Source organism: Parafrankia colletiae, assembly GCF_001854655.1.
In the GTDB taxonomy this organism is placed as follows: Bacteria; Actinomycetota; Actinomycetes; order Frankiales; family Frankiaceae; genus Parafrankia; species Parafrankia colletiae.
Genome location: NZ_MBLM01000162.1, coordinates 1 through 13954 on the forward strand (window position 1 = coordinate 1; position 13954 = coordinate 13954).

A 13954-nucleotide genomic window follows, 5' to 3' on the forward strand; every position below is an offset into this window, starting at 1 on the left:
CTACGACCGCAAACGCACCGAGGGCAAACGGCACAACGCCACCCTGATCTGCCTCGCCCGCCGCCGCGTCGACGTCCTCTACGCCATGATCCGCGACCGCAAGCACTACCAGCCGCCCGCTACCAATCCCGCACCTGAGCCGGCCCGCGCCGCTTGACAACGCCATAGAGACACCCCCCCGCGTGAACTCGTTCCGTCGGGATCATCGTCGGCGGCAGGCCCATCTGCGCGGGCTGTCACGGCAATCCGCTTGCCCGGTCATCGGCCGCCCAGAGAGGCTGCTGCGGCTTTCTCTGGCCGGTGTGGGTTGCCTCCTGCGGGCAGCACGCCGGGCCACGCGGCATGGGGGCGTTTTCCACGGGGCAGGCAGGGGTCTCGCCTGTCGGGACACCGAGGGCGGTGCGCAGGTGTGGAGCGTTGAGGTCGGTGGCGGTCAGGTGCGCGGCCAGGGTGATGTCTGGGTGTACGGGGACGCCGATGACGTACATGCCGGCGGTGCGGGCGGCGAGGACTCCTGGGGGTGAGTCCTCGATGGCGATGCTGCGGGCCGGTGCGGCGCCGAGTCGGGTGCAGGCTTGGAGGTAGATGTCGGGGTGGGGTTTGGGTTGGTCGGTGTCTTCGGCGCACAGGACGACGGGGAAGGCGTCGGTGAGCCTGGTGGCGGTGAGGTGTTGGTGTACGAGGGTGCGGGGGGCGCTGGAGGCGACGGCGAGGCGGTAGCCGCGGTCAGCGAGGGCGCGGACGAGGTGGATGGCGCCGGGACGGGCGGGGGCGCCGGTGGCGAGTTCGGCGAGGGCGAGGTCGAGGATGTCGTCGGCGAGGCGGGTGCTGTGGTGGGTGGGGAAGCCGAGGATGGTGGCGAGCAGACGGCCGACGACGGGCATGGGCTGGCCGATGAGGGTGGCGTGATCGGTGGCGGTGAACGTGCGGCCGTGGTGGTGGAACAGGGCGGTGTAGGCGCGGTTCCAGCAGATCTCGGTGTCGACGAGGGTTCCGTCGCAGTCGAACACGACGGCGTCGGGAGGTGCGGGCGGCCGTCGTTCCGGTGGGACGTGGCTCATGCGGGGTGCGGAGCCGGTGTGCGCGGCTGGCCGTGGGGGGTGTCGAGCATGCGGGTCCAGGCGACCGGGACTGGTGAGGCCGGCGTTGTGGCGAGGAAGGCCGCGGCGGTGGCGGCGAGCTGGCTGATGGGCAGGTCGGCGTTGAGGATGAGGCGCCGGTCGTCGGGCAGCATGTCGAGGTAGCGCAGGCTGGCGTGGTCGTTGGCGGTGGTGAAGCGTGGGTCGACGAGGTGGGGTTGTACCGGGCCGCGGTGGCGTTGCCGGGCAAGGACGGTCTCGCGGGGCAGGCGCAGGTACAGGTAGCGGTCGGGGGGCAGGGTTGTGCCGGCGTGTACGGCGTGGGTGAAGATGCCTGCGGCGTAGTGGGGGTCGGCGGGGATGCCGAGGTGGGCGATGGCCTGCTGGTAGGCGATGCAGGACAGGGGACTGCGGTCGAACAGCACGAGGTTGGTGCGGAGGCGCCGAGCGAGGTCGGCGCGTTGTTGTTCCAGGCGGCTCAGGTGGTCGAGGCCGGCGTGGACGTCGTCGAGGGTGCGGGGTGGGTAGGGCGGCAGCGGTGCGAGGTCGGCGTACTCGGGGACGGCGGTGGCGTCGAGCTGGCTGGCCAGCACGGTTGCCAGCGTCGTCTTGCCGGTGAAGCACCCGCCTTCGAGGGCGACCAGCTGCGGGCGGGTGGGAGGCGGGGATGGCGGTGTCATGAGTGTCTCCGGGGCGGGGTGAGGGCCGGTGTACGGTGCGGACCGTAGCCAGAGGGACCGACAATTGTGAGGACGGCCATGGCGGTGACCGCGGAGACCGGACACGTCGAGGTGGGCCGGGGCAGCGGCCCGGAGCTGCCGCTGTCGGTGTTGCGGTTCTGGCCAGTCGGGGCGCTGGCCGGAGTGCGGTATCTGGCCGAGGGACTGATGAACCGCAACTGGCAGGTCACCACGTCGACGGGGGTGTTCTTCGTCAAGCAGTTCCTGGACATCGACCGGGCGCAGATCGGTTTCCAGCAGGAGGTCACCAGCCGACTGGCGGCGAGTGGCCTTCCGGTCCCGGCGGCGATGGCGACTGCGGACGGCGCCCGGCTGGTGTGCACCACGCAGGGCCGCTTCGCGGTCTACCCCTGGATCACCGGGCGGCATCGGACTGGTCTGGAGCTGACCGAGGGTCAGTGCGGCGAGCTGGGTGAGCTGCTCGGCAGGGTGCATCAGGCGCTGGGAGACCTCTTGCCGCCGGCGCAGGGTGTGGCATGGAAGCCGGCGGCGGACCCGACATCCGCGCAGGAGCTGATCGAGACGCTTCTCCGGCGTCTCCCGCCACCGCGGTCGCGGGACGCCTTCGACGAGCTGGCCGCGAGGGCGCTGGTGGAACGCCGCACGATGCTCGTCGAGCTGGCCGACCGGCAGCCTCCGGCCGGCCGGCCGAGAGCCGGCGGCCACCTCCATGGGGACTTCCACGCGTTGAACCTGCTCTACGACGACGCAGGGACGGTCGTGGCGATCCTGGACTGGGACCGGCTGTCGACCGGGCCGCTGGCCGCGGAGGTGGTCCGCGCGGCGACGCTGCTGTTCGGGTTCGGTGACGAGCGTGGCCTGGACCTGGACCGGGCGGGAAGGTTCGTCGCCGGCTATCGACAGGTGTTCCCCCTGCCGGTGGAGGATCTTGCCGAGGCGGTGTGGCGGTTGTGGTGGGAGCGTCTGCACGACTTCTGGATGCTGGAGTGGCGGTATCTGCGCGGCGACCAGTCCTGTGACCATCTGTTTCCCGGGGCGGCGGCGCTGGTGGTCTGGTGGACCCAGAACTACGAGCAGGTGCTGACGGCACTGGCGCGCGGCTGAGAGGCCGGGCGCGATCACAGAAGGATGCGGGGCTCGTCGACGGCGCGGGTGACGTCGTCGAGCACGGCTTGGACGTCGACCGCGCTGTCGCTGGCGGCTCGTCCACCGCTGGTCAGTCCGTCGTGCCACGCCGCACGCCGTTCCGCCAGGTTCGGTGGGCGGGTGACGGTCAGGGAGTGCACGGTTGCCTCGATGACGAGTTCGCGGTGCATGCGGGTCGCCCAGGCACGGCCGCCGGCTGGGCTGCGGGCGACGAAGAACGCGAAGAAGGAACCGACCATTTCGGTGAGGAGCCGGCGGTCGGGGACCCGTGCGCCGGTGTTCGTCCGCGGCACGCTCGACAGGGCGACGAGGTCGGCGAACGGCCGGTCGAGGACGGGCACGACGGTGTCCAGGTCGTCGGGATATAGAGGGAACCGGCCCGCGGCGCCGAATTTCAGGTGGGGGGCGGACAGCCGCGGGTCGGGTGTGAAGTACATGCTGACGCCGGCGTGGGTGAGGTCGGCGGACAGGTGTAGGGCTTCGGCGTAGGCGCTGCGCCACGGGGTCTGGTCGGCGAACCCGCCGGCGCGGGCCAGCAGTGTGCGGTCGGCGAGGAAGGTGCCGCCGACGAGTCGGACCGGCAGCGGGGCGAGCAGGCCGCTTTCCGTGTCGAGCCGGGGTGCCGGTCCGTCGAGGTAGGGGGCGGGGAAGGCGTGGAACCGAGTGGAGAAGTGGGCGGTGGTGATGTCGAGCTGGCCGATCTCGTTCTGGTCGACGATGTCACGGGGGCGTAGGGCGCGGTAGTAGAACGGCAGCATGACCAGCCCGGCCGCGGGGTCGTGGTCGCGGAGCCGGGTGAGGGTGTGGGCGGCGCCGGCGGCGTAGTGCGGGCTGAACAGGCAGTCGTCGTCGCCGAACAGCAGCCAGTCGCAGGAGGCCGCCTCGACGGCGATGTTGCGGCCGACGGTCATCCCGGCGTTCCCGGCCAGCCGCACCGGACGGACAGGAACGTCGCCCGGCAGCGCGGTGTAGTGGTCGAGGACGTCACCGGTGTGGTCGGTGGAGCCGTCGTCCACGACGACGATCTCGGCGAGGGTGTCGCCGGCTTGGGCGAGCAGGGTGTCCAGCGCCCAGGTCAGTGGGTTGTCGCGCAGCCGGTCGGCGGCCGGGTCGAACGGGCAGCGGTTGTAGGTGGTGAGCAGGGCGGACACGCCGCGCCGGGTGCGATGGCTGTCCGCCACGGTGGTGAGGCTCGGCGGGGTGGCCGTCAGATCGGTGACGAGACGGTCGAGCGTCGCTGTGTCGCTGGTGAGGGTCATGGGTGGTTCACCGTTCGGTCTTGTCGTGGACATAGCGGTGGCCGGTGGCGGCGCGATGCGCGCCGTTGGCGAGACACCACCAGGGGCCGGTGCTGTGGGTGAGGTAGGCGGCGAGTAGCCCGGCGACCTCGCCCATGTGCAGGCGGTCGGGGCGCAGGCCGCGACGGCGTAGCTCCTCGACGATCAGGTAGGCGGGCGCGAGGTAGATCCCGGTCGCCGCTGYCGCGCCAAGCAGGCCGGCGGCCGGGCGGCGTGTGGCCAGCGGAAGGCTGAGGGTCGCGGCGAGGGTGGGTGAGGTCGCCAGCCAGATCGCCCCGCGGCCGAGGCCCTGGGCGGCGAGCAGCCCACGTATCCCGCCCGGCGCGGTGCGTTCGCCGGGTAGGCCGGTGGCGGCGAGACGCAGCAGGGTCGGGTAGTCGACGTAGGACCAGAACCACTGCCGTTTCTGCCGGATGACCTCGGCTGGTGTGGTCGGGCTGTCGGCCCATTCCACGGCGGGGATCGGGTCGATCGCCACGCCGGCGGCCGAGGCCAGGAATCCCAGCGCGAGGTCCTCGTTCATCGTGCGGGTGGGCAGCCCACCCCAGCGCAGGAACGTCTCGGCGTGCAGGAACAGACCGTGCCCGGTGCAGTGGGCGTAACGCGGCCAACGGAACGATCGACTGGTTCGGGTGGCGGGTGGGCGGCGGTGGTGGCGCCAGGTGGGGATCTCGTGGGCCAGGCTCCACCGCGACTGGAGCAATGCCGCGCCGGTGAGGTACCGCCCGGCCGGCCCGGTAGGGAACGTGGGCAGGTTGGCGAGGAACAGCGCGGACTGTTGCAGCACCCGCGGCGGCTGCCCGGTCGCCTGGTGCAGGTCGCCGATGCGGCGGGCCGCGACGGTGAGCGTGTCGGGGTCGGGGCGGGAGTCGGCGGTGTACTGGGCGAGGTACACCAGCGTCGTGTCCGCGCCGTCGGCCGCGAGCCGGTCGAGTTCGACGCGGGCCGCGTGATTGACCTGGTCGCCCATTGTGCCCTGCGGGTCGGGGTAGTGCAGGTGGCGCACCGAGGGATAGTCGCGGGCGAGGTCGGCGGCGAGCTGGCTGGTGGTCGGCTGCGCCTCGAACATGGCCTGGAGGGTGGCGGCGCAGTCGGCGGCGGTGGACCCGCGGCAGGTCTCGGCCAGGGTCGCCAGCTGGGCGGCTGGCAGCACTGACCGGAAGGTTCGGCTTAGCCGGTCGGCGGGTGTGCCCGCCGCGAGGGCCGCAGCGAGGTCCGGCAGGCGGGCGGCGGCCCCGTCGCGCTCAGCCTCTTCGCGGGCCGTGGTTACCACCACGACGCAGGCGGGGCCGTAGTCGGCTGCCATCCGGCTGAACAGGCTGACCGTGTCGGCGATCAGCGTCTGCTCCCGCAGCATAGGAAGGACGATGACGAAGAACGGCCGTGCCTGCCCAGACGGCACCAGGTCCGAGCGGTCGGAGCTGGCCGTGCGCAGCCAGCGCAGCGAGGAGACCGTGTTCGCGGTCCCGTGCAGGCCACGGGCCGTGGTGGCTGCTGCGGCGGCCCAGCACAGCCACGTCCACGCGCGCCGCCGGCGTCGAGGCCGGGGTTGGGGTTGGGGATTCACGGGGAGGCCGTTCCGAGGCGGTGCACGGAGAACGCTTCCCGGAACCCGCCGCCGGCCATCGCACCGCGGTAGCCAGCCAGGTAGCGGGCCGGTTCACCGATGTAGTCGGCCTGCCTGGCGCCTTTGGCCGCCTGGGTCTGGGACCGGTAGCAGCCCAACGCCGCGACCTTGACGTCGAGGGCGTCGGTGATGTCCTCGGTGTAGGCCGGGTCGACGATCGGGCTCCACACCTCGTAGCCCAGGATCGTCGGCACCCACCATGGCCGCCCGCCCCACTCAGGAAAGTTCGCGCTGCCCGCCATCCCCGCCGCCCGCAGACACAGCGCGGCGGCTTCCCGGTGGTCGAACGACCCGTCGCCGGGATGCGGTAGGTAGAGCAGCGTGGGCCGGAACCGGCGCAGGACTGCCATGACGGCACCGAGCTGGCCGGGGTCGCGGCTGTCCAGCCCGCCGTCGGGGAACCGCAGCCAGGTCAGTGCGTCCGCGGGCACACCCAGAACACCGGTTGCGGCGACTGCTTCGGTCTCCCGGATCGGCCCGAGCTCCTCTGGCGGCACGGTCGGGCTCGCGTGCTCCCCGGAGGTCAGATAGAGCACGCCGACGGTGCGCCCCGCCCGGCGGTGCAGCGCGATGCTGCCGCCACAGCCGAGCACCTCGTCGTCGGGATGCGGAGCGACCACAAGGACCCGGCTCATCGCGCCACCCGCCCGAGCGGCGTCCAGAACCGGCGCGTGCGGTCACGTCGGCTGCCCTGTCCGGACAGGGTGTCACCGGCCACATCCAGTTGGCCGCCCGAGGACCGGGTCAGGACGTCGCCGGCGAGCCGGCGGGTGCCGTCGAACATGTCCAGCCCGCCGAGATCCTCGGCGACGAACCACCGCAGCGCAGGCCGACCTTCCTCGGGGTCGCGCGGCGCGTCCACGCCGACGACGCAGACGTAAAGATGATCCACATGGATGTGGGGTGCGGGATGCCGGTCGGCCGGGACGGGTTCTTCCACGATCCACCACGGCATCGCCATGCTCGCCTCCCCGCCGGCGCCGAAGCCCCACGGCAAAGGGAGACGATGCGGTGGGGCGGCCAGCGTCGCGCTGTGGCCGGTTTCCTCGGCGAGTTCGCGCAGCGCAGCCTGGGCAGGGTTCTCGGCTGGCTCGACATGGCCACCGGGCAGCATCCACCGCTCGAAGCGGGGATGACGGATCAGGCCGAGTGCCCAGGGCCCGCCGGGTACAGGCCGGCGAAGGAGAAACACGCTGGCCGTCGCGTGACGCACTCCCGTGGGCCCCGTCATGCTCCGACCACCTGACGCGCGATGTCGATCATGCGCTGCTCGTCGGCCGGGGTCACACCTTCGTGGCAGGGCAGGCTGACCAGCCGGGAACACAGCTGCGCGGCGTTCGGGCAGGCGTCGGCAGGAACGTCGGCGAACGCGTCGTAGTCGTACAGGGGCCGGTAGCCGTAGCGGCGCGGGTCGGAGACGAACCCGGCCTGGGCCAGCTCCTCGGCGAGTACGACCGCCAGGTGGGCGTCGTCGGCGAGTAGGAGCGTGGCATACCCGTTCGGGGTGCCGTCGCGGACCGGGAACGGCTTCACCCCGTCCATGGACTCCAGCGCGGCGGCAAGACGGTCCCGGATGGTCCGCCGTGCGGTCACCCGTTGATCGAGGCGGGCGAGCTGGCGCAGTCCGAGAGCTGCCGACATCGCCGGCAGTTTGAAGTTCAGGCCGAAGCTACGGCCGAACTGCCCACCTGTGGCGGCCTTCCCGGCATTGCGTAACGCGACCAGCCGGTCCGCGGTGGTTTCGTCGTCGGTGAGCAGGAACCCGCCCTCGCCGGTGGTGATGAGCTTGCGTAGGTGGGTGCTGAAGGCGCCGAGGTGCCCGCGGGTCCCCACAAGCCGGCTGCCGGTCCGGGTGCCGTGCGCCTGCGCGGCGTCTTCGATCAGGGTGAGGCCGCGCCGGGTGCACAGCGCCGCCAGCGCCTCGCCGTCGGCCGGGTAGCCCCACATCGCTACCGAGACGATCGCCCGTGTGCGGGAGGTGAGGCGGCCCCGCACGTCCGACAGGCTCAACGCGAATGACGCGCTGTCAGTGACGTCGGCGAAGATCGGACGGGCGCCCACGGCCAGGACCGGCATCGCGGTCATCACCGGCGCGGTCGCTGGCACGATCACCTCGTCCCCGGCGCCGACGTCGGCGGCCAGCAACGACAGGTGGACCGCGGCGGTCCCTGACGAGCACGCCACCGCCCGGTGCACGCCGAACCTGTCCGCAAGGGCCCTCTCGTAGACGGCGACGACCGGCGCCGTGCCGGACAGGTCCCCGCTCGACAGCGCCGCCAAGACCTCCGCCGTATCCGTCTCGTCGAGCAGGGGATGCGCGGTGTCGACCGTTTTCGGGGTCACGCGGCTGCCCTTTGCTCCACCAGGTCGAGCAGCTCGAAAGTCGGCAGCAGGTCGGCCAGCCCCGGCGCGAACGGCGCTCCCGAAGCCGCAGCGGTCAGAAAGGCGCGCAGCTCGTGCTGGAAACCGGTCCGCTCGAAGCCGGTGTCCAACGGGCTGGGACGCCACTGCTGCGACCAGCCGCGCGACCCGCCCGCCGCCTCCGCGGCCGGCAGCCCCGTCACCGTCAGCTCCGCCAACCCCGTCAACGTGATCCCGACACCGGCATCGGTCAGGATCTCCACCCGGCTCTCGAACCGCGGCGCGTACGTCCCCGTCAGCACGTTGCCCACCRCCCCCGACACGGACTGGGCCTGCACCGAGATCAGGGTGTCCGTCCCGTTGTGCAGGCACGCGGTTTCCACCTCCGTCGCCGGGCCGATCAGGTTCAACAGCAGGTCGACCGGATGGATCGCCTGCGCGAGCAGGAAACTGCGCAACGGCGGCAGGCCCCACAGCGACCCCCGCGGCTTGCTGGCCACATGCCGCACCGTCACCGACACCGGTACACCGACCTCCGGCCGCGCCAACAACTCACGAATCCGCAGGTAGGGACCGGCGTAACGCATGTTCATCCCAACACCCGTCGTCACCCCCCGCGCTTCGGCCGCCTCCACGAGCTGCCCAAGACGCTCGGTGGAGACCGCGGGCGGCTTCTCCAGGAACACCGGAACACCGCGCTCGACCGCCGCCTGGGCGATCTCCTCGTGCGCCTGCGGCGGGCAGGCCGCGACCACGGCGTCCACGGCGACCTCACCGAACAACGCCTCGACGGACCCGAACCGGTACGGCACCCCGAACCGGTCCCCGACCCGGTCGACGACGGTGTCATCCGCATCGACCAAGGCGCTCAGCCGGACACCGTCAAGAGGCAACAACGCAGGAAGCAGGTGCGAGACGGCCTGCTCACCGGCCCCGACGACCGCGACCCTCACCTCCGCCCGGTCCGCATCCGACGAACGACCGGCACGTTCTGTCTGCACCAGGGGCATGAATGCTCATCCTTCTCACTCCGAGGAAACACGACGTAGGTCGGCAAGGGAAAATGGGCAGGCGCAGGCGACGGCTGCAACGAAGGAGGCAAAGCGAGGTCATTTTCGACTCTGGCGCCCGCGACGATGAGAAGCTAGATTTTCCTAGCCCGAGGGGTGGGAGCCATTCTTAACTTTCAGCCTGCCATCCGGACGCCGCGAAATTTCCCCGACTCCGGTAAAGGTCCACGCCAACRCGGGTATAAGGATAAGTGTTGCCCGGGATATTGTCGAGGGGGAACCAGCGGATCTCGGCGCACTTATGTGGCTCGGCGTTGACAGGTTCACCCTGCCAGTTTTCAGGCCGGAAGAACAGGCCGAGGCGCCCTTCCCCGAGGGCATTCCGGAAATGCACCGTCGAAGCAAGGATCAGCGACGCAGGATCGATGTCAAGGCCGACCTCCTCGCGGGCCTCACGACACACGGCGGTGGCGACGTCCTCTCCTTCCTCCAGCTTGCCCGACGGAACATTCCACCAGTTATCCGCGAAACCGGTACCAGCCCGCAAAGCAAGCAGAACTGTGTCATTTCGGACGAGCAGGAGCATGACGTCGATGATGCTGCGGTACGGCATGGTGGCAGTGCGCTCCCCAGGGTGCGCTGAGGTGGTCAGCGGCTGGTCGGGTCGAGCCCAAGGAGGGTCAGCTGCTCGRCGATCCAGCCGACCCGTGCGCTCGTGGACATGTTCGGCGGGATGTCGAAGATCTGCTGTCCGACTGTTGCGCAGATGCTGCGGACGACCCGGTCGGCGGCGGGTTGAATGTCGAGGACTTTGGAGCGGTAGGGGTCGCCGATCTGGTGCTGGTCGAACTTGTCGGTGCAGTAGAACACCGCGTCGTAGACGGGTGCCAAGGCCCGGCAGAACGTCTCCATGGCGTGCAGCACGGGGACGTGGGGTCCTTCCGGGCCGCCGGGTAGGACGAGCCAGGCGTAGGCGAGGACGTTCGCGATCGTCTTGTCCGCGACGACCATGGTGTGTTGGCGTGCGGTGCGCAGCAGGCTGGACAGCTGGGCCGCGAAGAGGTCGACCTCGGTCTCCAGATCGAACTCGCCGACGCCGTGCACGACAATTTCCTCGATGAACGGGCTGTTGCGCGCCGGCTCGGGGACGCAGGCAACGTGCACCCCGCGTTCCCGGTAGTAGGCGGCGAGGGCGTGGGTGAGGGTGGTCTTCCCGGAGGCGTGGGTGCCCTCGACGGCGACGACGCGGCAGTTGCGCAGCATCAGCGGGCTCCTTCCGCGGCCGACATCTGGTCGCCGCGGCTGGCCCGTTCCGCGTGGCGAGACGAGGGCCGTGTCGAGGGAGTCGTCATAGGAGTCGCTGTCGTCTGGTCCCAGGCGGCGGCCTCGACGACGGTGTCGAGATCGAGCTTGTCCCAGTGGTAGCAGCCGGTGCTGCGCGCCGCGACGAGCGCGATCCCCAGGGCGCGAACGAGGACCCGCTGAAGGATCTGCGGGGTACCCGCGGAAGTCATGTGCGCTGCCGGGGCAGGAACGGCGGTCAGGTTCGGGTCGGGGGGCAGGCCGTGGAGGTGGACGGCGACGCACACCTCGTGCAACGCGGCCGGTGTGGGGCCGTGTGCCGTGTCGTGGAGCCGGGCGAGACCGGGCTGCGCGGTCGGGTCCGGCCAGGYGGCGGCGAGAGCGGTGATTCCCCGCGTGGGTTCGCTGGCAGCGGCGAGCCTTGCCAGGTCGTCGGCAAACCGGTGGCCGGCGAGGATCGCCGCCCGGCGCCGGGCCTGCACCAGCAGAGCATCGAGCCTGGCAGCAACAGTCGGGGTTTCCGCCGGCTCCTCGGCCGCGACGGCATGGAAGCCGAACCGCAACGTCGCCTCGGTCACCGCCAGGGTGCGGCCCCGCGGCAGCCGCAGATACACCGCTCCCATGGCCGCCGGCGTCGCGGCATCGCACAGGACGGTGAACGCGGCCAACAACGGGGTGCGTTCGGCGAACGGCCGCCGCTCGGCGCCGAACGGCGTGCCGGCCCAGCCCAGATTCGTCGCCTCACGCATGGCTGATCCGCAGCACAGGACGCTCGGCCGGCGGTCGCTCGGCGCGGGTGAGGGCGCGGATCGACCGCCCCAGGTATTTGGCGTAGTGGTTGCGCCTGAACCGGTACCGCGCCCAGATCGCGCCGATCGACTCGTCGAGCAGGTTACCCAGCGGTTCGAGTAGGTCGGGGGCGTCGTAGACCGGCCAGGCACTGGCCTGCCCCGACGGCCCGACCACGATCATGTGGCCTTCGGTGTCCGGGGTCCACGCCGTCAGCCGCAGCGCTGGCCGCCAGTCGTGCACCGTCCGCAACTCAGCCAGCCGGTCGAACGTCGCTGTGGCCTCCTCCAGGCTGAGGAACTCGTTGTCGGCGAGGTCGAGCGCGTTCCCCTTCTTCAACGGCAAGATCAGCTTGAGCTTCCCGGCGTCCAGCAGATCGGCAATCTGGTAGGTGAACGGCAACGCGGCCACCGTCGAGCGGTAGACGACCGCCGACAGCGACAACGGCAGCCCCGCGTCCTGGAACGCCCGCACCCCGGCCATCACCGCGTCGTAGTCCCCCCGGACCCGGTTCGTCGTCGCCCGCGGCCCTTCCAACCCGACGTTCACGAACGCAACCTTGCTGGACAGGCGTGCCGCCTGCTGAAGGCCGCGGGTCGCGTTGGTCGGCACACCGATCACGGTCCCCGCGAACATGTCGACGATGTCGACGAAGTCCCGGCGCAGCAACGGCTCGCCACCGGACAAAAACACCCGGGGCACCCCGGCCAGGTTGTCCCGCATCCGCTCCAACGCGGCCAGCGAGGGGTCCGGTTCTTGGAGCGTCTCGGAACAGAACGAGCAGTCGAAATTGCACCGCTTCGTGACCTGAAGGATCACCGACAACGGTCCCGCAGCCGCAGTGGCGACCGCGTCCAGATCCATCGGAGCCCTCAGCCGGAAATGGTGCCCATCGGTGAAGACGACAGGCTCATCCGCCCGTGCGCAGATCTCATGGCCGCCGGGCCTCGTCACGGTATCCGCAGCAGGTGGGGACGGAGAATTGACGATCATCAGGTCCTTCTCGACGTAGGGCCTCGACGACCGAGCCAGCCGACCACCGCCATCGTGACGGCAAGCTGACGCGCCGACGCTGAACGCCCTCAGCTTCCCAACCGGCCGCACACCCGTCATTCCCCGGGAAACGAACATCCGCTTCGGGTCCGTACAGCGCCACTGACCTGCGGCGACGGCAGTGGCGGGGGCGTATTTCTTCGGCTCGAACCCGCTGATTCGTTCGGCTGACTCCGCTCGGGCCAGACACGCGCCGCGGTCCCGCCGTGATTACACCAGCGGGAGACGGCCCCGCCCTCGCACGTGTTCCGGCCCCACTTACCCGTTCAACCAGCTGAGGAGCCGGCATCCGAAGGCAGCAAGTTCTCGACCGCCAAGGCCAGGCGTTGCACGATCGCGGCACGCTCCTGTCCGGTCGCGTCGGCCAGCCGATCAGCAGGCCCTCCAGCAGCAGATGCAGCCCAACCTCACGGGTGCGCACCTCGGCGTGCCAGGCCAGTGTGTCCTCCAGGATCTGCACGTCATCCAGGGGCAACGGGGTACGCATCCGCGCCCCGAGTGTGCGCGGCTGGTTGACCTGCGCGATCAGCTCCATCGCCCGCGCTGGCGTCATGCCTGGTTCGCCAGTGATCGTCAGGGTGCGCAGCCAGCCCTCGGCCAACTCCCGCGGCGACGGCCGGGGCACTACCGGTCGAACCCCGACCGGCCAGACCCACAGCCCGCCATCGTCCTCGACACCGCTCACCACACCGAACCCGGCGGCGGCCAGGACATGCCGGTAGCGCTGTTCCTCACCAGAACGGTCGAGAACGTCGTCGTCGGTGACGCAGCGCACGAGAAGTGCCTCGTGCTTCTCCTGGGATTCGACGACGAACCCGCCATGCCGCTCGCCGCGTTCGGCACACTCTGCGGCGCGCAACGCGTCCCGGATCGCCTCAGCATGCTGTTCCCGCGTGGCGCCCGGCGGGCGGGTCTCGTCGCCGGCGGAGGGTCCGTGGCGCTCGGGCTTGGTCCTTCGCCGCCAACGCATGATTCACGGTAAGGCCGGCGATCTGCGACCGTCGACCACTCTTCTCGCCCCGCTACAGCAACCTTGGCGAAGGGACGTGAGGGGGTGCCCGCCCTGTGGTCGGATAGGGCGCATGACCGGCGACCGCGAGGCCGCCCGGCATCTGGCCGCTCAGGCTCGCGTGGTCGGCCGCGTGTCCGGACGGGAGCCCTGGCGCGATGCTGTCCGCTGGCTCAGCCGTGGGCGGTTCGGCCACCGTGCCAGCTGGCCGCGCGTCGGGTCGACGCGCCCTGGCAGGACACTGTGTCGGGTGAACGATCCGGCTGGCGTGAGCGGGCAGCGAACCTACACGGCCAGCAGGCGTTCGCCGTCGACTACCAGGTCTGCCGCCGCTGCCGGCTGGGCGGGGTGGAGCAGCCTTACACCCTGGAGCCTTACCAGCGGTGCGGGTTGGCCAGCCTCGGCCTCGCCGCCCTGCGGGCCGAGTATCCCGGCCTGTCCTGGCACACCCTCGGCGGCCATTTCCGTTCCTCCCAGCCGTTCTGGGCCGCGATCGGCGCCAATGTTCCCGGAGGCTACGAGCAACGCGGGGTCTGCTCGCATGTCACCAGCAGCTGATCAGACGAAGCCAGCCGAGGT

Annotated in this window: 15 protein-coding genes and 1 pseudogene; 4 read left to right on the plus strand and 12 right to left on the minus strand. The window is 70.8% G+C overall.

The features are described from left to right. Window positions 1–157: pseudogene (locus tag CC117_RS36815) on the plus strand (IS110 family transposase); the annotation flags it as partial. Between the two features lie 79 nt (window positions 158–236). Here CC117_RS36815 and CC117_RS29820 read toward each other — a convergent pair. Together CC117_RS29820 and CC117_RS29825 are read right to left on the minus strand one after the other, a co-directional pair. Beyond that, the gene (locus CC117_RS29820) at window positions 237–1061 is read right to left on the minus strand and encodes an HAD family hydrolase (RefSeq protein WP_241830549.1); all 825 of its coding nucleotides are present in this window, start codon (window positions 1059–1061) and stop codon (window positions 237–239) included. Then, window positions 1058–1759: an AAA family ATPase gene (locus tag CC117_RS29825; RefSeq protein WP_071090462.1), complete on the minus strand. Its 702-nt coding sequence runs from the start codon at window positions 1757–1759 to the stop codon at window positions 1058–1060. The genes CC117_RS29820 and CC117_RS29825 overlap by 4 nt, the downstream gene beginning before the upstream one ends. A gap of 78 nt (window positions 1760–1837) precedes the next feature. Here CC117_RS29825 and CC117_RS29830 point away from each other — a divergent pair, with 78 nt between their 5' ends. Beyond that, window positions 1838–2884 (plus strand): phosphotransferase enzyme family protein, encoded by a 1047-nt coding sequence (locus CC117_RS29830; protein ID WP_084133019.1) that lies wholly within the window; start codon window positions 1838–1840, stop codon window positions 2882–2884. Window positions 2885–2898: 14 nt separating this feature from the next. On the opposite strand, the gene CC117_RS29835 is transcribed toward CC117_RS29830, so the two are convergent. The 10 genes from CC117_RS29835 to CC117_RS29880 form a co-directional block, all read right to left on the minus strand. Further along, the gene (locus CC117_RS29835; protein ID WP_071090465.1) at window positions 2899–4185 is read right to left on the minus strand and encodes a glycosyltransferase family 2 protein; all 1287 of its coding nucleotides are present in this window, start codon (window positions 4183–4185) and stop codon (window positions 2899–2901) included. 7 nt (window positions 4186–4192) lie between these two features. After that, a complete protein-coding gene (locus CC117_RS29840; RefSeq protein ID WP_071090469.1) occupies window positions 4193–5791 on the minus strand; it encodes a glycosyltransferase family 2 protein in 1599 nt (532 codons plus the stop codon). Beyond that, entirely contained in the window at window positions 5788–6486 is a 699-nt protein-coding gene (locus CC117_RS29845) for a PIG-L deacetylase family protein (RefSeq protein ID WP_084133021.1), read from the minus strand. The genes CC117_RS29840 and CC117_RS29845 overlap by 4 nt, the downstream gene beginning before the upstream one ends. Then, window positions 6483–7082, minus strand: a complete 600-nt coding sequence (locus CC117_RS29850; protein ID WP_084133022.1) for an NUDIX hydrolase — start codon at window positions 7080–7082, stop codon at window positions 6483–6485. Before CC117_RS29850 ends, CC117_RS29845 begins: the two co-directional genes overlap by 4 nt. Then, window positions 7079–8194, minus strand: coding sequence for a DegT/DnrJ/EryC1/StrS family aminotransferase (locus tag CC117_RS29855; protein WP_071090478.1), 1116 nt, complete (start codon window positions 8192–8194; stop codon window positions 7079–7081). The genes CC117_RS29850 and CC117_RS29855 overlap by 4 nt, the downstream gene beginning before the upstream one ends. Next, entirely contained in the window at window positions 8191–9222 is a 1032-nt protein-coding gene (locus CC117_RS29860) for a Gfo/Idh/MocA family protein (RefSeq protein WP_071090479.1), read from the minus strand. Before CC117_RS29860 ends, CC117_RS29855 begins: the two co-directional genes overlap by 4 nt. A gap of 169 nt (window positions 9223–9391) precedes the next feature. Continuing rightward, on the minus strand, window positions 9392–9835 hold the full coding sequence (locus CC117_RS35485) for an NUDIX hydrolase (RefSeq protein WP_084133023.1): 444 nt from the start codon (window positions 9833–9835) through the stop codon (window positions 9392–9394). A gap of 35 nt (window positions 9836–9870) precedes the next feature. Beyond that, window positions 9871–10485, minus strand: a complete 615-nt coding sequence (locus CC117_RS29870; RefSeq protein WP_071090485.1) for an AAA family ATPase — start codon at window positions 10483–10485, stop codon at window positions 9871–9873. Next, window positions 10485–11273, minus strand: a complete 789-nt coding sequence (locus tag CC117_RS29875; protein ID WP_071090488.1) for a hypothetical protein — start codon at window positions 11271–11273, stop codon at window positions 10485–10487. The genes CC117_RS29870 and CC117_RS29875 overlap by 1 nt, the downstream gene beginning before the upstream one ends. Further along, on the minus strand, window positions 11266–12177 hold the full coding sequence (locus CC117_RS29880; protein WP_241830550.1) for a radical SAM protein: 912 nt from the start codon (window positions 12175–12177) through the stop codon (window positions 11266–11268). The genes CC117_RS29875 and CC117_RS29880 overlap by 8 nt, the downstream gene beginning before the upstream one ends. Window positions 12178–12760: 583 nt before the next feature. Between CC117_RS29880 and CC117_RS29885 the strand changes: the two genes are divergently transcribed. Beyond that, entirely contained in the window at window positions 12761–13348 is a 588-nt protein-coding gene (locus CC117_RS29885) for a hypothetical protein (RefSeq protein ID WP_071090493.1), read from the plus strand. Window positions 13349–13618: 270 nt separating this feature from the next. Next, window positions 13619–13933: a hypothetical protein gene (locus tag CC117_RS29890; RefSeq protein ID WP_198542037.1), complete on the plus strand. Its 315-nt coding sequence runs from the start codon at window positions 13619–13621 to the stop codon at window positions 13931–13933. Window positions 13934–13954 lie beyond the last annotated feature (21 nt).